At 35.5% G+C, this 23,581-nt stretch carries 19 protein-coding genes and 1 pseudogene; 9 read left to right on the top strand and 11 right to left on the bottom strand.

All coding sequences use genetic code 11. From position 1 onward, the window contains the following. Positions 1-131 precede the first annotated feature (131 nt). A complete protein-coding gene (gene pth, locus Q0Q96_RS11025; RefSeq protein ID WP_293875330.1) occupies positions 132-698 on the top strand; it encodes an aminoacyl-tRNA hydrolase in 567 nt (188 codons plus the stop codon). A 56-nt stretch (positions 699-754) separates the two neighbouring features. Here the strand turns inward: pth and Q0Q96_RS11020 are convergent, their stop codons facing one another. Beyond that, positions 755-2,017: a zinc-dependent metalloprotease gene (locus tag Q0Q96_RS11020; RefSeq protein ID WP_293875328.1), complete on the bottom strand. Its 1,263-nt coding sequence runs from the start codon at positions 2,015-2,017 to the stop codon at positions 755-757. A 129-nt stretch (positions 2,018-2,146) separates the two neighbouring features. Further along, positions 2,147-4,837, bottom strand: coding sequence for a reprolysin-like metallopeptidase (locus tag Q0Q96_RS11015; protein ID WP_293875326.1), 2,691 nt, complete (start codon positions 4,835-4,837; stop codon positions 2,147-2,149). Positions 4,838-5,130: 293 nt separating this feature from the next. On the opposite strand from Q0Q96_RS11015, the gene Q0Q96_RS11010 reads away from it, so the two are divergent. The 4 genes from Q0Q96_RS11010 (at position 5,131) to bioB (ending at position 8,326) form a co-directional block, all read left to right on the top strand. Further along, entirely contained in the window at positions 5,131-5,571 is a 441-nt protein-coding gene (locus tag Q0Q96_RS11010) for a hypothetical protein (protein WP_293875324.1), read from the top strand. Positions 5,572-5,662: 91 nt separating this feature from the next. After that, positions 5,663-6,595, top strand: coding sequence for a bifunctional riboflavin kinase/FAD synthetase (locus tag Q0Q96_RS11005; protein ID WP_293875322.1), 933 nt, complete (start codon positions 5,663-5,665; stop codon positions 6,593-6,595). A gap of 125 nt (positions 6,596-6,720) precedes the next feature. Next, positions 6,721-7,164: a hypothetical protein gene (locus tag Q0Q96_RS11000; protein ID WP_293875320.1), complete on the top strand. Its 444-nt coding sequence runs from the start codon at positions 6,721-6,723 to the stop codon at positions 7,162-7,164. A gap of 76 nt (positions 7,165-7,240) precedes the next feature. Further along, complete coding sequence (gene bioB / locus Q0Q96_RS10995; protein WP_293875318.1) at positions 7,241-8,326, top strand: biotin synthase BioB; 1,086 nt, start codon at positions 7,241-7,243, stop codon at positions 8,324-8,326. Positions 8,327-8,394: 68 nt separating this feature from the next. On the opposite strand, the gene Q0Q96_RS10990 is transcribed toward bioB, so the two are convergent. Continuing rightward, positions 8,395-14,280 carry a choice-of-anchor D domain-containing protein gene (locus Q0Q96_RS10990; protein WP_293875316.1) on the bottom strand — a complete coding sequence of 1,962 codons (5,886 nt, stop codon included), beginning with the start codon at positions 14,278-14,280 and terminating at the stop codon, positions 8,395-8,397. Positions 14,281-14,611: 331 nt separating this feature from the next. Between Q0Q96_RS10990 and Q0Q96_RS10985 the strand changes: the two genes are divergently transcribed. Further along, the gene (locus Q0Q96_RS10985) at positions 14,612-15,085 is read left to right on the top strand and encodes a regulatory protein RecX (RefSeq protein WP_293875314.1); all 474 of its coding nucleotides are present in this window, start codon (positions 14,612-14,614) and stop codon (positions 15,083-15,085) included. Positions 15,086-15,128: 43 nt separating this feature from the next. Here the strand turns inward: Q0Q96_RS10985 and Q0Q96_RS10980 are convergent, their stop codons facing one another. From Q0Q96_RS10980 to Q0Q96_RS10955, 6 genes and pseudogenes are all read right to left on the bottom strand, one after another. Further along, positions 15,129-16,283 (bottom strand): beta-ketoacyl synthase N-terminal-like domain-containing protein, encoded by a 1,155-nt coding sequence (locus tag Q0Q96_RS10980; protein WP_293875312.1) that lies wholly within the window; start codon positions 16,281-16,283, stop codon positions 15,129-15,131. 155 nt (positions 16,284-16,438) lie between these two features. After that, entirely contained in the window at positions 16,439-17,710 is a 1,272-nt protein-coding gene (bioA, locus tag Q0Q96_RS10975) for an adenosylmethionine--8-amino-7-oxononanoate transaminase (protein ID WP_293875310.1), read from the bottom strand. Positions 17,711-17,801: 91 nt separating this feature from the next. Continuing rightward, entirely contained in the window at positions 17,802-18,419 is a 618-nt protein-coding gene (gene bioD, locus Q0Q96_RS10970; RefSeq protein WP_293875308.1) for a dethiobiotin synthase, read from the bottom strand. Then, a complete protein-coding gene (locus Q0Q96_RS10965; RefSeq protein ID WP_293875306.1) occupies positions 18,420-18,830 on the bottom strand; it encodes a DUF2007 domain-containing protein in 411 nt (136 codons plus the stop codon). 142 nt (positions 18,831-18,972) lie between these two features. Further along, positions 18,973-19,209, bottom strand: a pseudogene (locus Q0Q96_RS10960) (GxxExxY protein); the annotation flags it as partial. 228 nt (positions 19,210-19,437) lie between these two features. Next, positions 19,438-20,595 (bottom strand): pyridoxal phosphate-dependent aminotransferase family protein, encoded by a 1,158-nt coding sequence (locus Q0Q96_RS10955; protein WP_293875304.1) that lies wholly within the window; start codon positions 20,593-20,595, stop codon positions 19,438-19,440. A gap of 119 nt (positions 20,596-20,714) precedes the next feature. Between Q0Q96_RS10955 and Q0Q96_RS10950 the strand changes: the two genes are divergently transcribed. The 3 genes from Q0Q96_RS10950 to Q0Q96_RS10940 are packed head-to-tail and all read left to right on the top strand — an operon-like array spanning position 20,715 to position 21,604. Further along, a complete protein-coding gene (locus Q0Q96_RS10950; protein ID WP_293875302.1) occupies positions 20,715-21,218 on the top strand; it encodes a DUF2975 domain-containing protein in 504 nt (167 codons plus the stop codon). Between the two features lie 2 nt (positions 21,219-21,220). After that, positions 21,221-21,433, top strand: coding sequence for a helix-turn-helix transcriptional regulator (locus Q0Q96_RS10945; protein WP_293875300.1), 213 nt, complete (start codon positions 21,221-21,223; stop codon positions 21,431-21,433). Positions 21,434-21,439: 6 nt separating this feature from the next. Further along, entirely contained in the window at positions 21,440-21,604 is a 165-nt protein-coding gene (locus Q0Q96_RS10940) for a hypothetical protein (RefSeq protein WP_293875298.1), read from the top strand. A 52-nt stretch (positions 21,605-21,656) separates the two neighbouring features. On the opposite strand, the gene Q0Q96_RS10935 is transcribed toward Q0Q96_RS10940, so the two are convergent. Both Q0Q96_RS10935 and atpD read right to left on the bottom strand, forming a co-directional pair. Next, on the bottom strand, positions 21,657-21,938 hold the full coding sequence (locus Q0Q96_RS10935) for a F0F1 ATP synthase subunit epsilon (RefSeq protein WP_293875296.1): 282 nt from the start codon (positions 21,936-21,938) through the stop codon (positions 21,657-21,659). Positions 21,939-22,021: 83 nt separating this feature from the next. Then, complete coding sequence (gene atpD, locus Q0Q96_RS10930; RefSeq protein WP_293875294.1) at positions 22,022-23,533, bottom strand: F0F1 ATP synthase subunit beta; 1,512 nt, start codon at positions 23,531-23,533, stop codon at positions 22,022-22,024. Between the last annotated feature and the right edge of the window lie 48 nt (positions 23,534-23,581).

Raw genomic sequence — 23,581 nt, 5'->3', positions numbered from 1 at the left:
TGAGGAATTGCTGAAGGATTAAAAATTTTAAATTATCTCATTATCTCATTTTCAAATTAGTTTACTTTTGCATCATGAACTGATTGTCCAAATTATTTATTATAAACAAAACTACGGAAAGCGCTGCGGGAATGAAAAAATACCTAATTGTTGGTCTTGGAAATATAGGAGCCGAATATGCTAATACGCGCCACAACATTGGCTTCAAAATATTGGATTATTTTGCTCAAAAGGAAAGTTTATCTTTTGAAACCGCGAAACATGGTGCTGTTACAAACTACACCGTAAAAGGGAAAAAACTTATTTTGCTGAAACCTAATACGTATATGAATTTGAGCGGAAAGGCAGTAAAATATTGGATGGAAAAAGAAAATATTGCAATAGAAAATATTTTAGTAATCACGGATGATTTGAATTTATCTTTTTGCACGATAAGAATAAAAGCCAAAGGAACTGATGGTGGTCACAACGGATTAAAAAACATTCAACTCTTTTTGAATACTGCTGAATACCCACGATTTCGTTTTGGGATAAGCGATGAATTTAAAAAAGGACAACAAGTAGATTATGTACTTGGCGAATGGAAAGATGATGAAAAAGTAAAACTTATGGAGCGTTTTTCAGTAGCTAAAGCCATTATAGAATCCTTTGCTCTGGAAGGATTAAATGAAACGATGAATACTTTTAACGGAAAATAAAAAAGTCCCGAATTTCTATAGTTAGAATCGAGACTTTTATGATATTATTTTTAAAATTATTGAATCACTAATTTTTTTGTTACAAGACCTTTGTCACTTTTAATATTCACAAAATAAACACCACTATTAGCCTGATCAAGGTTGATAGTTTGCACTAAATTTGAGGATTGAGCAAAATTATTTTCATAAATTGTTTTACCAGTAACATCAAATACTTCAACAGAATAACTGTTTAAACTATCTTTAAACGCAATTGTAAAACTACCTTTAGTAGGATTTGGGTACAAGCTGAATTGATTTTGTAAAAATTCTTCGTTAGCTAAAACGTTCGTTTTAAATTGACCTGCTATAGAATTATACCACGCCTGCATTCTGGTCGCTTGACCAGCGGTAAACATGTACATACAAGAATCCTCTGCATAATCCATATAATTCATCGTTAACTGCAGGAAACCGCAAGTAGTTAAAGGTGGATTTCCACCACCTGGAGTTGGAGGATTATCTGCTGCATTGCAATCGTATCGTGGTTGATTACAAGAAGGTGTGTCGCAAACTCTGTCTCCGGATGTATTACAATCGGCGCCATCACAACTAACAAAAGGGTGATCTAAATTGAAGTAATGACCCAGTTCATGCGTTAAAGTTCGTCCTAAATTATAAGGAGCTGTGGGAACATATCCTGTGCAACCACTTCCTGAACCGAAAGAAGCTTTACTTATTACCACACAATTACCTGCTGTAGGCGAGCCGCCAAGAGGAGAATAACCTAAAATCCCACTTCCTGCATTTCTGCATACTAAATTCAAATAACCAGACCACGTACTATCGGTATCGTTTGTGCCCAAGAAATCAGTTCCAAAGGTTACTGCCACAGTTCCTTCGGCTATGCCAGAACCAGCTGGATGATTTTGTGTGGCTAATACAAACTGTACTTGTAAATTTCCAGTATTAGTATCAGGATAATTCGCACTTACAGAGGCCCAATTAGAGATATCAGCATTTGCGCCATTATAATCAGCATTTAAAACATTAATTTGTGATTGTGCCAATGCTCTAAAACAAGCTTTTATCGTAGAAGTTGTTGCAACAGCAGGAAAGTGAACTGCAACAGGAATTATAATCACAATATTCGCATTTCTAAAAGCGTTGGATTGTATTTTTTGCAGTTCAACGTCAAACTTATTTTGCTGGTCTAAATAAACTTGTCTTTTAATAGGATCATTCATTATGGCCTGCAATTGTTGTTGCATTCCACATGTTCTATGTTGTGCAAAACTAACTTGAATAGCAAGCAGTACAAAAAGTAATTTTAATTTCATTTTTTTGGAGTATTAAATTTTAGCTAGCTCAAATTTAAACAAATGTTTGGCATAATATAATTTTTAACATAAAAAAAAGGAAATCTAATAATAGACTTCCCTTTTTTTAACTACTTATCTTTCAATTGACTATTCAATGGCAATTCGTTTTACAACTTTTCTATTACCATCCGTAACGGTCAACAAGTATATTCCTGTTTGAACATTACTCAATTGAATATTTTCGTTGAAAGTGGCTTGGCTAGAATATGTGTTTTCAAATAATGATCTTCCTCTTATGTCAAAAACACTCACTTTAATTTCGTTTGAAATTGGATTACTAAACTGTATATTAAAACTTCCGTTGCTTGGATTAGGATAAACCGAGAAATCAGCGAGTTGATCGGAAGGAGTCGATAAAGAGGCTGTGAGTCCACAAATTTCAATTGACCAATTGTTAATTGTTCCCGTATCACCGTTATAATTATCGGTAGCTTTTAAGGTCCAAGTTCCGTTCATGTCTTTACCATTAAATGCTGCTAATGCTTGGTTTGGCGCATAGGTACCGCTTAAAAAAGAAGCACATACAATGGCTGGAGATCCATCATTAAATAAAATATTAAATCCTGTCGAAGCTTGATTACAATTTCTATTCAAAAGTTTTGTTTCTGTTCCATCTGGATGCACCAAGGTTGTAATTAAGTCCCAATTGTAGGGATGTACTCCTACAAGAGTAACATTTACATCAGAAATTGTACCTGAAGCGGGAACTGATATCGTTTTTGAAACTTCAGCGCCAGGAATATTTGCTCCAGCCCCATCTGGAACTGGTAAAGGCGTATTGTTTGAATACGTTGTACATGTAGAATTAAAAGTATATCCTAAACCAATATTTTTAGAAACAGCATAGAATATATTCCCAACGGCCTCAATAAGAATTCGACAAGAAGGCGATGGAAAGGTAGGTAACGTTACCGTTTCTGTACCATCATTCGCTGTATTAGAAGCTAATACCGTTGGAAATGTAGCACCGCCATCTGTAGAGAAAAGTATGTTTACATTAGAAGTATTAATTCCATTGGCAGTTGTACCAGCAACATTCCATGTTATTGTTTGGGTAGAGCCTGTATTCCATGAAACATTATCTGTAGCTGGGTTTGAGATTGCAAATGCACCTCCGCCATCTACTACAGTAACATTAGTAAGGGCACTATTGGTTTGTCCTCCTCCGAGTACGTTATCCCTTACAGTCAATACAAAGCTCAAAGTTCGTGCTATAGAAGAAGTGGTTTCCCAAGCTGGGGCTAAATTTCCGTTTAAAACGTCTGCAAATGGGGGCATGTATCTAACCGGAGAGGTACTTGGTGGACGAGATCTCCAGTTTGGGCCGTCAGTTTTTGTTGGAGAAGGAATACTAGCTGCTGGACTTATTATCGTAGCATCATCATTTTCTTCCCAACAATAGGTTAATACTTCACCCGAAGTTCCTGTTCCTGTTCCTGTTAATTTGAACGCAGTACTAACAGGGATTGTGTAAGCTGAACCTTGTACCGCCACTCCTGGTTTTGGATTGGTAACAGATATATTTGTACTTATAGGACATGTTTTGGTTGCCATGTTTGATTGTATTTGTGCAATACTTTTATAGGCAAAATAATCATCAGAATGCGCTTGTATATCGGTGCCGTTGCCTCCAATACCTGCGTAACTCATAATTGTTGTTCCGGAACCTGGTTCAACGTTTACAGCATTGTCTTCTGTGCCGTTAACTCCACCATAAGCAAATGTATGATTTCCTCCCATTTGATGTCCCATTTCATGAGCAACATAATCTATATCAAAATTATCTCCTTGAGGTATGCCATCCGCGGGTGAGGTAATACCGCTTCCTTTTGAAGCATTAACGCAGACACACCCAATACAACCCGCATTTCCTCCGCCACCAGTAGCTCCAAATAAATGTCCAATATCATAATTTGCGGCACCAATTACGCTCGTTAAAGTTGCTTGTAATTCCCCATTCCAGTTTGCCATATTAGCCGAAGGCGAATAAGGATCGGTCGATGCGTTAGTGTATATTACTAAATTATCATTGGCAATGATTAATAATTTAATGGCTAAATCTTTTTCAAAAACACCGTTACATCTAGTCATCGTGGCATTCATAGCCGCTAACGCACCACTTACGGTGCCTCCATGATACACGCCATATTCACCAGTACAAGATAAAGCCAGTCGCATCGTTTTGTATGATTGAGCGCTAGATTGCATGCTGTTTACAAGTTTATGAGATAAAGTTTGACCTATAGAAAAGTCTTCAGTACTGCAAGTAAAAGGTAATTGACCTCTGAATCTTGTTGCAGAATCAAAAACAATATAAACTGATGCATCTTTAGTATAAGGTTCTATAAATTCTGTTCCTGTTTTAGATCTAAAAATCATAGTCTGAATGCCTTTTGGATCCACACTGAAATTTAAAATCGCTGAAGGATCTGTAATTCCTTTTCCAATATAAGCTCTAATTTCAGGAAATTGAGCTTGCAACGCAGGTTCAAAGTTTGAAGATTCCCAAACTAGAAATTTTTCTAATTGTCCAGTTACGTTCGGCAACTGAATTTCAATTCCCGCTTTTCCAGATGATTTTTGAGCAACGTTGACAAGTTTTTGACTGAATTGGGTTGCGTTGAACTCAATTAATCTTTGATTTTCAGAATAAGGAGTTTGTCTTATTTTTTCTGAATTAATAGTTTTTCGGGAATCCCAAAGCTTCCAAACACTGTTTTGTGCAAATGAAAATGAAGCCGAAAGGATAAAAACAACTACAAGTAAATTTTTTTTCATGGTATTGTTGGTTTGTTATAAGTATGTAAAGATAGTTATGTTTAAATAATCTGCAAATCATTAGTAGAAATATTAAATAATAACTACTTAATTTTGACATAGTAGCGGTTTTTCTTCGAGCTCAAGAACCATTTTTGTAATTTTTTATTTATAAGATATATTACATAATTAAAAAGTGGCATGGTCTTTTCCTATATTTGTTATAACTTTTTAAATACATAAACATGCGCTTTTTTAAAATCTCCGTATTATGTTGCTTGTTTTTAGGTTTATCTTTTTGTAAAACGGCTACAATGGTAAGCCAAGAAAAAACACTTTTGAAAGTAGATTCTTTGCCCAATGGCTCCAAGAAATTACATTTTTTTAAAAACAAAAAGCTCCAGGTAATGAACGCCAATGGTTTCTTGTCTTACACCATGCTTCCCAGCGATTCGACAAATGTTGTACAGTATGTATATGCCATAAATCAAGAACAAGCAGCTTATGACGGTGGTTACAGAGAAGAAATTCTTTTTGAAATTCCTGCTGACACGTTAGAACAAAACTACACTAATAAAGAATTGCAAAAGACCAAAATGCTTTTTGGAAGGTATTGCTTTTGCCGAGGTAAAACAGGATTATATAAAGTTAATGAAGGAAAATTGCATGTAAATGCATGCAAAAAAGAAACTCACTTTGATTTGCAATTTAAAATAAATGAAGTCCCGCAGGTTACTACTAAAATAAGTTACTAAAGACAACTTTTTACATCACCGAATTTAAATCGTAAAAATTATTATTTTCAATATGTAAAACATATTTTTGCGATATACATTTTACACATCTTTGAAAATTTTCCATTCCATACCGTCATTCTCTTCCCACAATCAAACCGTGGTAACCATTGGTACATTTGATGGCGTGCATCTTGGACATCAAAAAATATTACATCAAATTACAACTAGCGCGCAAGAATTAAAGTGCGAAAGTTTGGTGCTTACTTTTTTCCCGCATCCCAGAATCGTGTTGCAAGAAGGCACTGAAATGAAACAGTTAAACACGTTAGACGAAAAAAAGCAACTTTTAAATAATTTAGGCATTGATAACTTGATAATTCATCCCTTTGACAAAGATTTTTCACGTTTAACTGCTGAACAATTTGTCAAGAATGTTTTGGTCGACGTGTTTAAAATCAGGAAAATAATTATCGGTCACGATCATCGCTTCGGAAGAAATAGAACCGCCAACATTGATGATTTAATTTCTTTTGGAGAAATTTATGGCTTTGAAGTCGAACAAATCTCGGTACAGGAAATAAATGCTGTTTCTATTAGTTCTACTAAAATTAGAAACGCACTTCTAGAGGGAGATGTTGAATTAGCGTCTAATTACTTAGGATATGATTATTCTTTAACGGGCATCGTTTCCAAAGGGAAACAATTAGGGCGAACTATAAATTTTCCGACTGCAAATATTACAATACAAGAAAGCTACAAACTTATTCCTTTAAACGGAGTTTACATAGTTAAAAGCATTTTTGAAAATACAATTGTTTATGGCATGATGAATATCGGAACGAGACCCACCGTGGATGGAACAACTCAAACTATTGAAATTAATTTTTTTGATTTCGATAAAGATTTGTACACTATAGAAATTACAGTTTGCTTGCTGAAGCGAATTCGTTTTGAACAAAAATTTGAATCTGTGGAGGCGTTGAAAAATCAATTATCTTTGGATAAAATCACCTCTCATGACTACATTCGATTACTGAAATAATTATTTTTTTATTTATCAATTTGTTAATAATGAATTTTCATTTTTTTTCTAAAATGATTTATTTATCGAAGATATTTTCTTAAATTTGGTACTATTCGTTAAATAATCACCAAATTTTTTTTAAGATGAAAATAGCAAAAGAACTTTCAAACGGGATTATAATTTTTGTTGGTATTGGCATTTATTTTTTAATCATTGAATTTTTCGGATTATCACACTTACTTTTTTTAAAAATGTTGAACACGCTATTTGTTTTTTATGGTGTTAACAGAACTTTACAAGCCAATTTTGCATCGGGAAAATCAGGTTATGTTTCTAACTTGCTTTCGGCAGGAATAACCGCAATTTTAGGAGTTGTATTGAGCGTAGGGGGTTTGCTTTTTTACATTTATTTGAGAGGCGGCGATAGTTACCTTGACACACTATCAAAAGATTTTTTATTTGGCGGTAAACCTACAGCTAATCAATACTGCATAGGAGTTTTATTTGAAGGCTTAGCATCGGCTTTAATTGTAGTTTTTGTAAGCATGCAATATTGGAGAATAAAAACATCTACTGCCGATTTATAAAAGTTTCATTAAAGGTTCACAAAATTGTAACTTACATACAATTTAACTACTTTTGGTTCACTATAAAATTGTACCTATGAGTATCACAAAACATAATTGGACCAAGGAAGAAATAATTGCTATTTATAACAAACCTATGATGGATTTGCTTTATGAAGCAGCAACAATTCATAGAGAACAACACGATCCAAACGTAGTTCAAGTTTCTACATTATTATCAATAAAAACAGGGGGATGTCCAGAAGATTGCGGGTATTGTCCGCAAGCCGCTCGTTATCATACTAATGTTGAAGGTAACGATTTAATGACCGTTAGTCAAGTGAAAGCACAAGCTTTGCGAGCAAAATCTAACGGTTCTTCTAGAGTTTGTATGGGTGCAGCTTGGCGTAATGTAAAAGATGGCGAAGATTTTGATCAAGTTTTAGAAATGGTAAGAACCATAAACAAACTGGATATGGAAGTTTGCTGTACTTTGGGTATGTTAACCGAAAATCAAGCCAAACGATTAGCCGAAGCTGGATTATATGCCTACAACCACAACCTAGATACCTCCGAAGAATATTATAAAGAAGTCATTTCGACTCGTGGTTTTGAAGATCGCTTAAATACTATACAAAATGTTCGAAAAACCAATGTAACAGTTTGCAGTGGTGGAATTATTGGAATGGGCGAAAGTATTGAAGACAGAGCAGGAATGCTAGTGGCACTTTCTACTTTAAAACCGCAACCAGAATCAGTACCAATAAATGCTTTAGTCGCTGTTGAAGGCACTCCTATGGAAAATGAAAAACCTATCGAAATTTGGGAAATGATTCGGATGGTTGCCACAACCAGAATTGTTATGCCCAAAACGCAAGTTCGACTTTCGGCCGGACGAACAAATATGTCTCTAGAAGGTCAAGCGATGTGCTTTTTTGCTGGCGCCAATTCTATTTTTGCTGGCGATAAATTATTAACGACGCCAAATCCTGATGTAAACGAAGATATGAAGATGTTTCAAACGCTTGGATTGGTCGCTCAAAAACCATTTATAAAAGTAATGCAGCCCACAACAGTTGAAGCTAAAGATTCGGAATATCAATCATTAGGAGAAAAACCAAAATGGACAAGGCCAAGCCATAGTATAGAAAGAAATTTAGAGGCATCAACAAAAGGAAAATAGGGAGTACTATTTTACTAAATGAAGCAAAAAAAGGCTGAATTATCAGCCTTTTTTTTTAGTTCTAAAATCTAAAGAATAATCTTTCTAGTGACGATTAGTCCGTTTTCCAATTTGATTTTCACAATCAAAGCTTGTTGACTATTAGTAATATTAGAAATTTTAAAGTCATTGCTGCCAATTGATTTGGCTTCAAACAATTGTCTTCCTAAAATATCAAATACAGTTACATTTTCAAGCAATTTGATATAAGATTTAATAGTAATTTGACCATGATTAGAGGTTAAAATTACATTATTATCCACTACTTCAAAATCAGGATTTTTTAATGTGCTTCTGTTATATCTTAATACAAATCGATCGTTTATGATGCCTGCTGTTGCATTAAAAATATAGGGGTTCTGTCTTAAGTCATAAATGACTCCTAATAATTTGTCTTCTAAATAAATGTTTTGAGTTATTTGAGAAAACAAACCATCAACTGCAGCAATGGCTATTTTATATTCTCCATTCTGCATGATGCGAACACCAATCGGAACTTGATCATCACTGTCAAATGGCACTGGTCTTCCTTGTATGGTAAGTGTTTCATTTTGGGCAAGAGAATAAATATTTAATCCATTTGCAGTATTTTTATACGCATCGTACAATCTGTCGAGTCCTAAAGTAGCTTCGGACACATATCCTACGAGTGTTCTTACCGTTTGATTGCTTGCATCGAGTATATCTAACCAAATTCTATGCTTTTCGTCTGTAACTTGCGAAGTTCTGTAAAACTGACTGTTAGCATAAGTTTTATTACGCATGCTGTTTTTAAAATTCACATTTTGAGTTGCAGTAGGATCGGGAGATCCGGGGCCATCATTCATCGACACTAAAAATCCTTGTCCTGAAGCAATATAACCATTAAAACCCGCAGGACCGCTTGTTGTACCAGTTCCATTATAAGCTATATAATCATTGGTGGTATAATTGTAAGCAAACGAATTATAAAACGAATTAGTTGTAGAAACAGGTGCTGTGCCATGAGTCCATAAATAAACAAAACCTTGTATATTGGTATTAAAAGTCAAAAAGTCTAAAGCTTTTATAGACGAGGGATATGGGTTTCCCACTAAATTCCAATTGTCATCAAATTTTGTAACAGTTACAGTATTGGCTCCAGCATAATTAGCTCCCGTGTAAGAACCTCTGCTAATGGTAGCAGGGACAATTCCGCTATTGACAGCACCAGTAAAAATGCTAGGAATAGGGGATGCAGCCATAGTAAAGGTGCTCGAACCTCGAACAATATAACCAGTTCCAGCAGCCATTATTCCCGTTGCAGGTTGCCAAGTTCCCGAACTTGTAGGGCTATTAATATTGGGAGCCAAAGGATTCCATTTATAAATTGGGCCAGGAGCTGGACTAGAGTATATAGTATCTACAAATTGTCCTGTAACTGGTGATGACCAATAAACATAGTCATAGCCTTTTATTCCGGCGGCGGTTCTTTTAACTTGAGTAGTACCGGTATTCGTCACAACTCCATTGTCATCAATCATAACTAAAGACCCGTTATTTTCAATGTTTAGGTTTCCTGTTACGGTCAAATCATTCTGAATGTTGACATAGTCATTGGCCCTGATGGTTACTGTTTTTCCGCTATTGATCGTTAAACTACAAGCATCAAAGCTAGGGGAAAAACCATTTGCAGTATCATAATCATTATTAATAATAACCGCTGTGTTTAGGGTTGGAACCAAATTAGACCAAGTGTTTCCAGCCTGCCATGTGGTACTTATAGATGAGGTAATTTTAACTGCATTACTGGCTATGTAGCAGGTTGCAGTGTTTTCTCTTACTTGACAATAAAATTGATAATTAAGCAGTGTAGCAATATTAGAAATAGTTAAAGCATTGGTGGTAGCTCCTGAATAGACACCTCCATCGGAAATTAAATTCCAAGTATTAGAACCATTTTGAACCGCATACCAAGTATATACCAAAGGATTACCTCCCACAAACCCTTCTGTGCCAGTAACTGTTAAAGTTGTTGCTTTGCAAGTAGGCGTATATGTTAGCGGGCTCACCGTTGGCGGAATTCCTGCTCTAAAATTGTAAATACCTATATCTGAATAATCATTATTAGCACAATACGCAGGTCCTGTTCCTAAAAAGTCAATAATATTCCAATCAGCATTAGAGTAGATAGTACTTGGTAAAGTGGCTGTATTCTTTCTTCTGAATGTTGCTCCTTCTGTTCCGATAAATGCTGGAGCCCAGTTATTGCTACCAAAAACGCCCCAACTATCTATTTGTAATACGCCATTAAATAATGCATAATGGTCATGTCCGCCAACAGCAAAATTAATCGAGCTTGCTGCGCTGGTTTGTGCTGCGTAAGAACCATTTCCGCCTGGATTTGCACAGAAACTGTCATTCCCTAGAGCCACAACATAAGTACTTCCTATTGGCAGAACTACATTGTTCAAGGTCATAGCCAAAGTATAAACTCCCCCATTATTGGCAACTTTTATAGAATAAGTACTTAAGTTTTTAGCCGCAGTAGTACCGTTATAAATCTCGATATAGGTAAGCGCGCCGTAATTCGAGTCGGTAACCTCACTCATAAACAATTCGCTTGCAGTCGAGCCACCTTGACAAGAGGTAGCAATATTGTCTAATACGGTAAAGACATTAGATCCCTGACAACCAAGATTATTAGTAGTGATTAAAGTTCCCGAAACTGCTGTGGCAGGAATAATTGCTTTGATTACAGTAGCAGTAGCCATTGCGGGTGAATAATTTGAAATAGTTGCAGACACACCATTAATGCTTGCCGTAGCATTATATAAGGTATTGGCAGTAGCTGTGATAGTTACTTCGGTACCTACTGGACCAGAGGTAGGCGTAATAGTATTGCTTGGTACCGGAGAACAATCTCCCGTTCCGTCAACCACAAATGTATAAGGGTTTTCATTACCGTCATTATTGGCAATGCTTACAGTGGCTGTTCTATACCCAGCATAACTTGGTGTGAACGTAATCGTAAAGGTTGTGCTTGATTCAGCAGTTACAGGAGATGCTGGCGGGAGGGTTACTACAAAATCACCAGGATTCGCGCCAGCAATTGTTATTGCACCGATGGTTAAATTTAAACCGCCAACATTAAATATAGTATAGGTTTTTGAAGTAGGTGTACCAATAGTTTGTGTGCCAAAAGCTGTTCTGTTTAAACCATTTGTGGTGGTTGCACCACTTACAATAACATTTCCACCACCTCTTATATCTATTTCTTGGTCACGAATGGCTGCAGAAATATGGTTTGCGATTGGCGATACATTATTTACGGTACATCCCGTTTTTACTAATGACGTTGCTCCAATAGTAGTACCACCATTAGTCCAATCAGAAATAGAACCATCCCATTGATTAGATTTAAAATAAGTTGAGATTCCTCCTACTACATCGGCAGCGGGAAAGGTGGCAGAAAAATCATAAGTTGGCGTTGTTAATCCTGAAGTTGTTATAGACCAATAGCGATTCAAATACGCTGTTGTAGCAAAATTCCAATTTGGATTAACAGTGTTTTTTACTGCCATTCCAAACGTAGCCGCGGAAAATGTTCCAGCGCTAAAGTTTACCGTGGCTGGTGAATACCCTCCAAGTCCAACCGGAAAAACATAAGCAGTTCCTGTCGCAGTTACCACTTTACTTAATACTCCACCAGAAACTGTTGCGTCGGCAATAACATAGCTGTTGGATGATGCGGTAAAACTGTTGCTGCAAGTAGATGCCAAGGTCATGGTGTTAGCTACTAAATCAATCAACCCATTGGTTAAAACTAAACTGGTATTAACGGTTAAGGCTGAACCCATCGCACAACCAATAGCAGCAGCAGACCTGTCAATAGTAAATGTGCCAAGGTTTGTATTGGAAGCAAATTTTAAGCTACCAATACTTCCAGTTCCTAACAATGTTAAGTTCGAGGTAGTACTTCCTTTAAAACTTCCTGCATTTGAAATTGTATTAGCAACTCCAGCAGTTCCAATAGTTAAAGTATTTCCGTTGAGGTCAAAAACATCTGATGCGTTTGCCATAGTAAGTGCTACTCCGCCATTAACAGCTGCGCTTGGTGAGGTTATGGTTAAGTTATTTAACAATTGAATTGTAGTTCCTGAACCAGAAGTTAAAACATAAGGGAATACTAACGGGGATGCTGATAAATTCTGTACCGTTTGAGTTCCTGTTTTACTGAAATAAATTGATCTGTTTCCGCCAGTGAAAATACCTGTAGCCGTGTTACTAAAGTTGCCTCCTAATAATAAATTGCCTCCAGTAGTACCAGAACTTGATAAGGTAACTGTACCGCTATTGGCAAGCGTATTGCCCACTGTTAAATTTGAAGTGGTAACAGTTGATAAATCAAGCGTAGAGCCATTATCTATTGTTAGATTTTTATCAATAGCGCGTGCCGCAACATTGCTGTTATAATTTAAAGTAGTATTGCTGCTTATTTGCACATTATTGGGATAACCCGCAGAACTACCTATTGTTCCAACACCAGTAAAAACCCATTCTACAGACCTAGATGTTATAGCAGCAGTATTGTAAAGCAAAAGTGAGTTAGAGCCATAAATTGGTGCAGAAGCGTTAATACCGGTGATAGCACCTCCATTATTGATTTGTAAAGTGCCATTGATAGTAAGGTTAAAACCACTGGCAGTTGTTATCCCTGCTGATGCTTTTGTCGCGGTTGTCAAAACTCCTGCAATTGTTCTGCTAGCGTTCATCGTTACATCACCAATAACATTTACATTAAATGGCCCGCTTGCCGTTGGCCAATAAATATCTGTAGTTGCAACTGATTTTCCTGTAGGAGTATTTGCTGCAGTATTTGCGAAATTTAAAGTCCCTGATGCTCCATAAACAAAAGTACCAGTTCCCGCTACGGTACTATTTTCTTCTAGTCTAAAAGTTCCATTAATATTGGTTGTGCCATTATTAGTGTAGACATTCGCATTGGCTACGCCACTGTTTGCAGTTGCAAGAGTGCCACCAATAGCTACTGTAGTTGTAGTTAAAGAGTTCCTTGTCACATTGCCTGTTAAAAAAACAGTGTAGGGCGATGGTATTAATACATTGCTATTTGCAGGAGGAACAGCACCCTTGTCCCACGTAGCGGGTGTTGACCAGTCTCCATTGGCAACAGCAGTATATAATGGCACCGCTGTAATCGTGATGTCGTCCAACCCAAATTCATCTCTACTTCCCGACCCTCCAATATCATTTGTAGACCATCTAATATAAAAGAAACCACTAGGGGCGATACTTAATCCTGAAATTGCTGTAGATCTTGATGGTGATGATCCTACTTGAACCCAACCTAATCCATCTGCAACAGCAATAGAGGTGTAATCCAATGCTGCAACTGGTGTATAAGTTAAATCATCTGGAGAATAAGAAAAATTAAAACTATTGGAACGCCCTTGGTCATTTCTTATGTAAAGATTATAAGAAATAGCCAAATCAGTAATAGTAGTGGTCCCATTATTTTGAATTTTTAATGTCATATATCCTGGAGTAAGATCACTTGTTCCTGGTTGAATCATAAAACAAGGATTGACGGCTGACCCTGGTGCACCAGTAAAAGAATAAAAGCCACCTATCCCAACTGCTAAAGCAGTCAGTCCTCTGGTATAATCAGTTGAAGCTGTAATTCGAGTTCCTCCAAAAGCCAAATTACCATCGCTCCAGCCATTAACTGCCCATGCATTTGAGTTTAATTGCCCTACAGCTGGAACAGCTTGAAAACCTGCAGCTGTATATGCCCCATTTCCAACAGTAGCTTGCATCGAAGCTGAAAAGTCAATCGTGCTGGATGGGCTTACATTAGTTAAACTAACTTGTCCATAACACGATATGTATTGTATTATTAGTACAACAAAAACAGAAAGTAATTTTTTATATTTCATAATAATAATATATCTTATTAATTTCCATAGAATTAAGCACTTATTTTTTGTGTACAAAAAAAGATTAAGACAAATCAGGTAAATTGTGGGTTTGTAAAATTACAGCTAAATTACTATAATACAAGATAGTTAGATTAAGAAGTTATTAATAAAATGTGTCTTTTTGTGCATATTTTTGTTGTCATAAGCTAATAAGGTGATTTTATTTACGGATTTATATATTTGAAGGGTTTTAAACCCCTGCGCTTCATGGGTATAATCTTAATTAATTTAATCATTTAAAAAAATCCTTTGTAATTTATAACTTTGATTAAAGATTTTAACCAAAAAAATGAACAATAAATTAACGGTAATTCAAGCTCAGCTTAAATTAGAATACTACTGTTCTTATCAAGAACGATGTCATCAAGAAGTAGTACAAAAAAGCTATGAATTGGGGTTAAAACCCAATGAAGTTGATACAGCTATAGTGCATTTATTGCAAAATAATTTCTTGAATGAGGAACGTTTTGCCCGAAGTTTTGCTCGAGGAAAACATTGCATAAAAAAGTGGGGAAAAATCAGAATTGTAAACGAACTCAAACTACGCCATATCTCGGCATCCAATATTAAATATGCGTTAACCGAAATTTTGGAAGAGGAGTATCAAGAAAACTTTGATTATTTAGCCAAAAGACATTGGGAAACCATTAGAGAAAGCAATGTACTAAAAAAGAAAAAAAAATTTTGCGATTATCTCTTGCGCAAAGGCTGGGAAAGTAATTTAATTTATGAAAAGTGGCAAGAAATCAGCATTGAAAAGTAAATTATGTATCGCGTGCCAGGAACCGAAAAGTGCGTAGAAAGAACTATTTAGACAGCAGTATACTCACGGCATTACCGCCAAAACCAACTGCATTTATCAGTATATTTCTAATAACTTTTCTAGGATTTTGTTCTGTTACAAAAGGAACGCCAATAAACTCTTGATGGCTTATCATTAATAGGGCAAGTTCTATATTGAGCATTCCAGAAGCTCCAAAAGTGTGCCCAATTTTCCATTTGTTGGTGGTCAGCATCGGAAGATTTTTCCCAAAAACTTTTAGTATAGCTTTGTATTCAGACAAGTCTCCTTTTATAGTTCCCGGTGCATGCATTACAACAGCATCTACATCAAATGGATTTAATTCTCCCAATGCCATCTTCATTGATTTCTGAAAACATTCTGCCTCGTCTGTTATAGAAATACTGTGTTGCAAATCGTCCGTTGCATGCCCAAATCCGGTAATGTAAGCCAAAGCGTTTTGGTTTTCGCCAAGTTCCAAACACGCCATTGCGGCGCCTTCACCCAACACCATAGTGTTTTTGTTTTTATTCAGATCTAAAGCGCGACAAGGAAATACAGCATTTGTTTTAGCATAAATTTTTAAAGCTTGCATTTGGGCAATGGTAAAAGCCGTTAAGGGCGCTTCGCTTCCGCCAACCAAGAATTTATCGGACATTCCTGCTTGCAACCACGCAATGCCGTTTAATAAAGCATGAAGTGCGGTAGAACACGTTATTGAATGTGATAATTGAGGTCCATTTGATTTTAAATCATGGGCAACCCAAGTAGAAATATTTCCTAATGTGGTGGTAGGAGAGGTGAGTGTGGCAACTTTTCCTGATGCTAAAAATTCGCGATAATGCTTTTCAAATAATTGAGTAGCACCACGAGAGGAACCTATATTTATTCCAAATTTTGAGTCGTTCCATCCTGCATTTTTTACCGCTTCTCTTGATGCTAAAATGGCATAAAGAACAGAATTGTCCAACGGTTTATATTTGGTATCCGAGTTTCGTATGGCTTGAACTTCTTGTGCTAAATCATTAGATAAAGGAGCAACTAAAAAAGTGGTATCGCCAATTTTTCTTTCAACGATTAAGGATTTCGGGCTTAAATATTCACACCAAACTTCGTCAGCAGTTTTTCCTAAAGAAGAAAATGAAGCGATAGAAGTTATGGCAATTCTTGTTTTTAGCATTATGGTAAATTAGAGCGCAAAGGTCGCAAACTTTTGGATTTATTACACAGAGATTAATACAGAAAAAGTCAAGATTCACAGAGTCTAAAATATTTAAAAAATTATCCGTGAATCTCTGTGAAATCTTCGTGTATCTCTGTGTAACGTTTACAAAATTATACTATTTCTAACGCTTTTTCCACAATAGTATATACTTTTTCTAATTGTGCATTAGTAATAACATAAGGTGGCAAAATATACACAGTACTTCCCACAGGTCGAAGGATTATTCCGTTTTCTATAAAGAAATTATATAGTTTGTTTCGCATTGTTCCATAATAACTTTCTTGGTTTTCTGTTTTGATTTCCAATGCAAAAATAACTCCCAAAACGCGTGTCGTTTTTATTCTTGGATGCGTTTTTATTTTAATTTCAAAATCCAAATGTAATTGATGGATGCGAGCAATATTATGTTGCATTTCGACAGTTTGCAACAAATTGATACTTGCCAAAGCTGCTGCACAACCTGTTGGGTTTGCTGTAAAAGTATGTCCGTGAAATAATGCTTTATTGGTGTTATCGTCATAAAATCCGTTAAAGATTTCTTGCGTAAAAGTAGTTATTGCCATAGGAATTGTTCCACCAGTCAATGCTTTAGATAAGCACATCATGTCTGGTTTATGCATTAAGTAATCCGAAGCAAAAGTTTTTCCCGTTTTACCAAAACCTGTCATCACTTCGTCGGCAATGGTGAATACGTTATTGTAGTTGCAAATTGCAATCATTTTATCTAAAACATCTGGTTGATACATGACCATACCTGCTGCTCCTTGTACTAATGGTTCAAAAATGAACGCCGCATATTCATTGGTTTCAACCAAATCTTTTAAAATTTGGATACTACTTTCTTCGTTTCCTTTTGTTGGTACCGGAATACGAACGACTTCTAACAGTGACCCCTGGAACGCTTCCGTAAAAAATGTGATACCGCTCGAAGCCATGGCTCCAAAAGTATCACCGTGAAAGGCATCGTGAAAAGCGATAATTTTAGATTTTTTAATTCCTTTGTTATAAAAATATTGCATTGCGGCTTTCAACGCCACTTCTACGGCAGTGGAACCATTATCAGAATAAAAAAGTTTTTTTTGATTGTTAGGTAAAATCTCCATCAACTTTTCGGCTAATAAAACGGCTTTGTCATGGGTAAAACCTCCAAATAAAACATGCTCTAAAGTAGTGAGTTGTTCGTAAATAGCATTGGCAATGATGGTGTTTGAATGCCCATAAGGATTGACCCACCAAGACGCAATGGCATCAATATATTCCTTGCCATTTTCATCCCAAAGTAGCGCATCTTTGCCTTTTACAATTGCTGGAAAGTTGGCAGCCGTTTTATGTTGTGTGTAGGGATGCCAGTTATATAATTTATCTCGTTCGGAAAGCGTCATTTTTTTTTAGATGATAGATGACAGACTAAAAGATGATAGATTTTAATGGATAAAAATGCCTATTATCTATCCGTCTACTCTCTATTTGTCTTTACAATTTTAATAGATTTTCTCTAAATTTTTCGGCATAATAAGTAATTACAGTATCGTCAAAATAAGGTTCGGTGTCAATTCTTCCTATAAATTTTGCGTCGGTTTTCATTAAAATAATTTCTTCAGTCGCTTTGTTTTCATCGCCAGAAAAAATGATTCCAGCTACAGCAATTTTTCGATTTTTTAAGGCTTCAAGGGTTATTAAAGTATGGTTAATGCTGCCTAAATAATGTCTAGAAACCACGATGACTTTGTATTCTTTTTGAATTAAATCAATCACAAAATTGGTATCATTTAAGGGAACTAAAACACCGCCAGCACCTTCAATCACAAGATGATTTGTTGTAAATGGTTCTTTAATTTGATTTAAATCTATACTAATTCCATCAACCTGTGCGGCATAATGCGGACTTGCAGGAGTATTTAGGGCATAAGCATTTGAATGAAATTGCGATTTATCATTAGACACCAATGTTTTTACTTTATGGCAATCTGAATTATGCAAATCGCCCGCTTGAATAGGTTTCCAATAATCGGCTTGTAATGCTTCGACCACAATTGCAGCAGCCATAGTTTTACCTACATCGGTACCGATACCTGTTAAAAATAGTTTCATTTAATTAAATTCGAATTGACAATTTTGACATTTGTATTTGTGCTTTGTGAAAAATGGTGCGATGGAAAGAAGCAGGAATATAAGGAAGCAAAAAAATGATTTCAAATCTTTTATAGAAGTAACCATGTCGATTTGTGTTGAACCGCATTTAGGGCAATTTATAGGTTGATTGTCATCGTCAACAGAATATAAACTAACATCTCCTAGGATTTCAACTGCTTTCTCAAAATCTTCTGTTTTGACGTACAATTTTACGCCACCCAGCAAATTACTGTATAACGGATTGGAATCAATGGTGTTGTTATCTCTCAAAAAAACGGCAATTCCTTGGCTCTCTAATTTGCCTTTATAAATAATGGCTTCACTTGAATATTGAAAGCGACGTAATAATGTAAATTTTTCTTCTTGCATGATAAAACATAGCTGTTTTTAATTTTGGGTCACTGATAATGCGGATCTAACAGATTATCACTGATTTTTTAAATTCTTTTTTTCTATCATTTGTATAAATGATCCTTTTAAATTCTGGTTCTTCACCGAAATTCAACAAAAGTCAAACTTCAATTTCAGTCGCTTTTAGGTAGTTCATTAATTGAGCAACGTGAACATTCATCAATAATTCACAGGCTTTTAGTTCGATAATTACATTGTCTTCAATTAATATATCTGCATAATATTCTCTATATAATTGGTTCCTAAAATATACTTTTATCTGTTTTTGAGCTACGACATTATACCCTAAAGATTTTAATTCAAAATACATTGCTTTTTGATAAACTTTTTCAAGAAAACCATAGCCTAGTTAGTTATAAACATCGTAATAAGCTCTTAAAACAACATCCGTTATTTCCTTATGTAATAAATTGCTCATATAAAATCGGTGTCAATTGGTTTTTATCATTACAATCTGTGGGCTAACAAACAAAAGTACTTAAGAATTGCAGTACATTCGAGATTTAATTTTCACAGAGATTCACTGCGGTTTTTTAGAGTTTCACGAAGCTACTTCTTTACGTAATTAAAAAACAAAAGTAGCTAACAATTGCAAAACATTCAAGATTTCCTTTTCAGTATTATAATTATGTATGCAAAAACGCAGTCTTTCTTGTCCTTCTGGCACTGTAGGCGAGAGAATGGGTTTGATATCAAATCCTTTTTCTTGCAGTTGAACAGCAATATTTTTTACTCTTTCATTGCCAGGAATAATGGCGGATTGAATGGCAGATTTGCTATAGATAAACAACGGTTTTAATCCCAAACGCATCTTTTCCCGATTGAAAATGGTGAAGTTGCTTTTTAGCGAATTAATTTCATTTTTTGCAGTGGTTAAATGGTGATAGCTCATCAAAATGGTTGCGACCGAATGCGGCGATAATGCTGTGGTATAAATAAAACTTCGTGCAAAATTGACTAAATATTTTTTTAGTTCTTCACTTCCTAAAATCGCTGCGCCATGGCAACCCAATCCTTTTCCGAAGGTCATAATTCGGGCAAAAACCTTGTCTTGCAATCCTAAACTTTGCACCAATCCTTCCCCGCTTTCACCAAAAACTCCAATTGCATGTGCTTCATCAATAACTAAATAAACACCGTATTTGTCACAAAGGTTTGTGAGTTCTTCTAAGTTGGGGCAATCCCCGTCCATGGAGAAAACACTTTCGGTAACTAAATATATTTCAAATAAAGCACCTCGAATGCGCTCGGTGTGACAGGACTTTAATCTTTTCTCCAAATCTTCCAAGTCGTTATGCTGAAATTTATACGATTTAGCATTGCTGGTTTGTATTCCATCGCGAATTGAAGCATGACATAGTTCATCGAATAAAATTACATCATTGCGTTGCGGAACGCAGCTAAAAAATCCAATATTTGCATCATAACCCGAATTGAGAATAAGTGCGGAATCAGCGCGATGAAATTTGGCAATAAAATTTTCGGTTTCATTATACAAAGCGTGATTTCCGGAAAGTAAACGTGATCCCGTGGCGCCATTTACTGGTATATTTTTATCTAAAAGAATTTGATGTGTTTCGTGAAAGATAGCTTCATTTTTGGCAAAGCCAATATAATCATTAGAAGCAAAATCAATTAAACCATTGGTAACGGGCAAGTCGCGCAAGGCATTGTTGGCTTCTCGCTGATTGAGTTTTTGTTGAAGTGATTTTGGGAGTTTCATTAGTACAAATATAGTAAACCAAATTTTAGTGTTTTGTAAATATATTATTGTTTTATTGACATTTATTATTGTTTATCAATAATTTATTTATATTTGCTCTGAACTTAAATTTCTTTATTATGAAAAAATTAAATTTACTAAAGACCATTGTAGACTTTACTTGGATTTTATCAGTCATTTTTTTTCCTTTAGTTATCGTACTTTCGATTATGATAATAATTGATAAGGAAACTTTCGACATTCCAGTTACTTTTACCACTGGGACGATTGATTTAACAAACAGTTTTGGTAAAGTGTCTTTGGTTTTAAATGTTCTTAATTTTGGAGTGGTTTTATATGCAGTACATTTTTTTAGGAAACTTTTAGGCAGCTTTGTTAAGCGAATTATTTTTGAAGATAAAATAAGTATTTTGTTAGATAAGATTGGGGGCTTAATAATTATCGCTTCCATTTTTCAATTATCTTCGGATTTTACTACAAAACTATCCAAACACGAGGTTGGAATTGAATTTGGTTACGGTCCCTTTGTGTATTTGTTAGTTTTAGGTTTATTTTTTAAAGTGTTGTCAGAAGTATTTAAAATGGCTATCAACATAAAAGAGGAAAACGAATTAACGATATAATTATGCCAATCATTTTAAATCTTGACGTGATGTTAGCGAGGCGAAAAATGCGGTCTAATGAACTGGCAGATAAAATAGGAATAACTACCGCCAATCTGTCTATTCTTAAAACGGGTAAAGCAAAAGCGGTTCGATTTTCAACTTTGGAGGCCATCTGTGAAATATTAGAATGTCAACCAGGCGATATTTTAGAATATGTAAACGAAATAAAATAATAAATTATGAAAAAAGATTTAATTATCCTGATAGTAGGAATGATACTTGTAATTGTTGGAGCCTTTATGAAGATTGAGGGGTATAGCTTATCACAATATGTTTTGATTATTGGATTAGTGTTGGAAGCTTATGTGTTGGCTTCGCTTGTTATCAAATCGCTTAAAAAGTAGAATAAAAAAAGCTCAACAATTTTGTTGAGCTTTTTTATTATTTGTAATCGTATTAGTCAGCTAATATAATCACTTTATTGTCTTTCATTTCAATTGTTCCTGAATTGATTTCCAGAAGATAGTTTTGGTCATTTACTTTTGTAAATTTATCAACTACTTCTTTATTGATAGCAAAACTAGCTGCCTCAATTTTAACAACACCATGTTTTAAGATAGAAACGATAGGTGCGTGGTTATTCAAAATTTGAAACGAACCATTTACTCCAGGCAAGGAAACCGAAGTAACTTCTCCTTTAAATAATGTAGCTTCGGGCGATACTATTTCTAAAATCATAATTGTGAATTGTGAATTGTGAATTGTGAATTGTGAATTGGCAATATTTCATTTACCATTCATCATTTACCATTCACCATTAATTAAGCTTCCGCTAACATTTTTTGACCTGCTTCGATAACATCTTCAATAGTCCCTTTAAGGTTGAAGGCAGCTTCTGGCAAGTGATCTAATTCGCCATCAATAATCATGTTGAATCCTTTTATGGTATCTTTAATATCAACCAATACGCCAGGAATACCTGTAAACTGCTCTGCAACGTGGAAAGGTTGAGATAAGAAACGCTGAACACGACGTGCTCTTGATACTGATAATTTATCTTCTTCGGATAACTCTTCCATACCAAGGATGGCGATGATATCTTGTAGTTGTTTGTATTTTTGAAGAATTTCTTTTACTCTTTGTGCACAATCATAGTGTTCATCACCTATTATTTGAGCGGTAAGAATTCTTGAAGTAGAATCCAATGGATCTACCGCTGGATAAATTCCAAGTTCAGCAATTTTACGAGATAATACTGTTGTGGCATCAAGGTGAGCAAATGTTGTTGCTGGTGCTGGATCTGTTAAGTCATCCGCAGGTACATATACCGCTTGAACTGATGTAATAGATCCTTTGTTTGTAGAGGTAATTCTTTCTTGCATCGCACCCATTTCTGTTGCTAATGTTGGTTGGTATCCTACCGCAGATGGCATACGACCTAAAAGAGCCGAAACTTCTGAACCTGCTTGAGTAAAACGGAAGATATTGTCAACGAAGAAAAGAACATCTTTGCCTTGATCTGAACCAGCTCCATCACGGAAATATTCAGCGATTGAAAGTCCAGATAACGCAACACGGGCTCTTGCTCCTGGTGGCTCATTCATTTGTCCAAAAACGAAAGTAGCTTTCGACTCTCTCATTCCTGGTTTGTCCACTTTAGATAAATCCCATCCTCCATTTTCCATGGAGTGCATGAAATCATCACCATATTTTATGATTCCTGATTCCAACATCTCACGAAGCAAATCGTTTCCTTCACGGGTTCTTTCACCAACTCCTGCGAATACAGAAAGTCCGCCGTGACCTTTGGCGATATTGTTGATTAATTCTTGAATCAATACTGTTTTACCAACTCCAGCTCCTCCGAACAATCCAATTTTACCACCTTTTGAGTAAGGTTCAATCAAATCGATAACTTTAATTCCAGTGAATAAAACTTCAGTAGAAGTTGATAAGTCTTCAAATTTTGGTGCCTGACGGTGGATTGAAACTCCGTTTGCACCGTCTTTAGGTAAATCTCCTAAACCATCAATGGCATCGCCAATTACGTTGAACAAACGCCCATAAATATCAGCACCAATAGGCATTTTGATTGGAGCTCCCGTAGCATTTACTGCAGTTCCTCTGCTCAAACCATCAGTTGAATCCATAGAAATGGTACGTACTGTGTTTTCACCAATATGTGACTGCACTTCAAGTACTAGTATGGAACCATTTTTGTTGATGATTTCTAACGAGTCATAAATTTTTGGTAATTCAACATCTTTAGTATCAAATATTACGTCTACTACTGGGCCAATGATTTGAGAAACTTTTCCTATTGCTTTTGACATTGTTTATATGTTTATTAAATAACTAGTATGGTTTATTAAAAGACCTCT

This window comes from Flavobacterium sp. (assembly GCF_025352015.1).
Lineage (GTDB): Bacteria > Bacteroidota > Bacteroidia > Flavobacteriales > Flavobacteriaceae > Flavobacterium.
Note: the sequence above shows the minus strand (reverse complement) of the source record. Positions and strands in the feature narration are given on the sequence as shown.

What these genes read in the sequence shown, in the direction of transcription:
- Q0Q96_RS10950 (WP_293875302.1), top strand. Translation starts at nt 20,715, where the DNA reads ATGAAAAAATTAAATTTACTAAAGACCATTGTAGACTTTACTTGGATT.
- bioA (WP_293875310.1), bottom strand. Translation starts at nt 17,710, where the DNA reads ATGACGCTTTCCGAACGAGATAAATTATATAACTGGCATCCCTACACA.
- Q0Q96_RS10940 (WP_293875298.1), top strand. Translation starts at nt 21,440, where the DNA reads ATGAAAAAAGATTTAATTATCCTGATAGTAGGAATGATACTTGTAATT.
- atpD (WP_293875294.1), bottom strand. Translation starts at nt 23,533, where the DNA reads ATGTCAAAAGCAATAGGAAAAGTTTCTCAAATCATTGGCCCAGTAGTA.
- Q0Q96_RS11020 (WP_293875328.1), bottom strand. Translation starts at nt 2,017, where the DNA reads ATGAAATTAAAATTACTTTTTGTACTGCTTGCTATTCAAGTTAGTTTT.
- Q0Q96_RS10980 (WP_293875312.1), bottom strand. Translation starts at nt 16,283, where the DNA reads ATGCTAAAAACAAGAATTGCCATAACTTCTATCGCTTCATTTTCTTCT.
- Q0Q96_RS10955 (WP_293875304.1), bottom strand. Translation starts at nt 20,595, where the DNA reads ATGAAACTCCCAAAATCACTTCAACAAAAACTCAATCAGCGAGAAGCC.
- pth (WP_293875330.1), top strand. Translation starts at nt 132, where the DNA reads ATGAAAAAATACCTAATTGTTGGTCTTGGAAATATAGGAGCCGAATAT.
- Q0Q96_RS11000 (WP_293875320.1), top strand. Translation starts at nt 6,721, where the DNA reads ATGAAAATAGCAAAAGAACTTTCAAACGGGATTATAATTTTTGTTGGT.
- Q0Q96_RS11010 (WP_293875324.1), top strand. Translation starts at nt 5,131, where the DNA reads ATGGTAAGCCAAGAAAAAACACTTTTGAAAGTAGATTCTTTGCCCAAT.
- bioB (WP_293875318.1), top strand. Translation starts at nt 7,241, where the DNA reads ATGAGTATCACAAAACATAATTGGACCAAGGAAGAAATAATTGCTATT.
- Q0Q96_RS10935 (WP_293875296.1), bottom strand. Translation starts at nt 21,938, where the DNA reads ATGATTTTAGAAATAGTATCGCCCGAAGCTACATTATTTAAAGGAGAA.
- Q0Q96_RS10985 (WP_293875314.1), top strand. Translation starts at nt 14,612, where the DNA reads ATGAACAATAAATTAACGGTAATTCAAGCTCAGCTTAAATTAGAATAC.
- Q0Q96_RS10945 (WP_293875300.1), top strand. Translation starts at nt 21,221, where the DNA reads ATGCCAATCATTTTAAATCTTGACGTGATGTTAGCGAGGCGAAAAATG.
- Q0Q96_RS10990 (WP_293875316.1), bottom strand. Translation starts at nt 14,280, where the DNA reads ATGAAATATAAAAAATTACTTTCTGTTTTTGTTGTACTAATAATACAA.
- Q0Q96_RS11015 (WP_293875326.1), bottom strand. Translation starts at nt 4,837, where the DNA reads ATGAAAAAAAATTTACTTGTAGTTGTTTTTATCCTTTCGGCTTCATTT.
- bioD (WP_293875308.1), bottom strand. Translation starts at nt 18,419, where the DNA reads ATGAAACTATTTTTAACAGGTATCGGTACCGATGTAGGTAAAACTATG.
- Q0Q96_RS10965 (WP_293875306.1), bottom strand. Translation starts at nt 18,830, where the DNA reads ATGCAAGAAGAAAAATTTACATTATTACGTCGCTTTCAATATTCAAGT.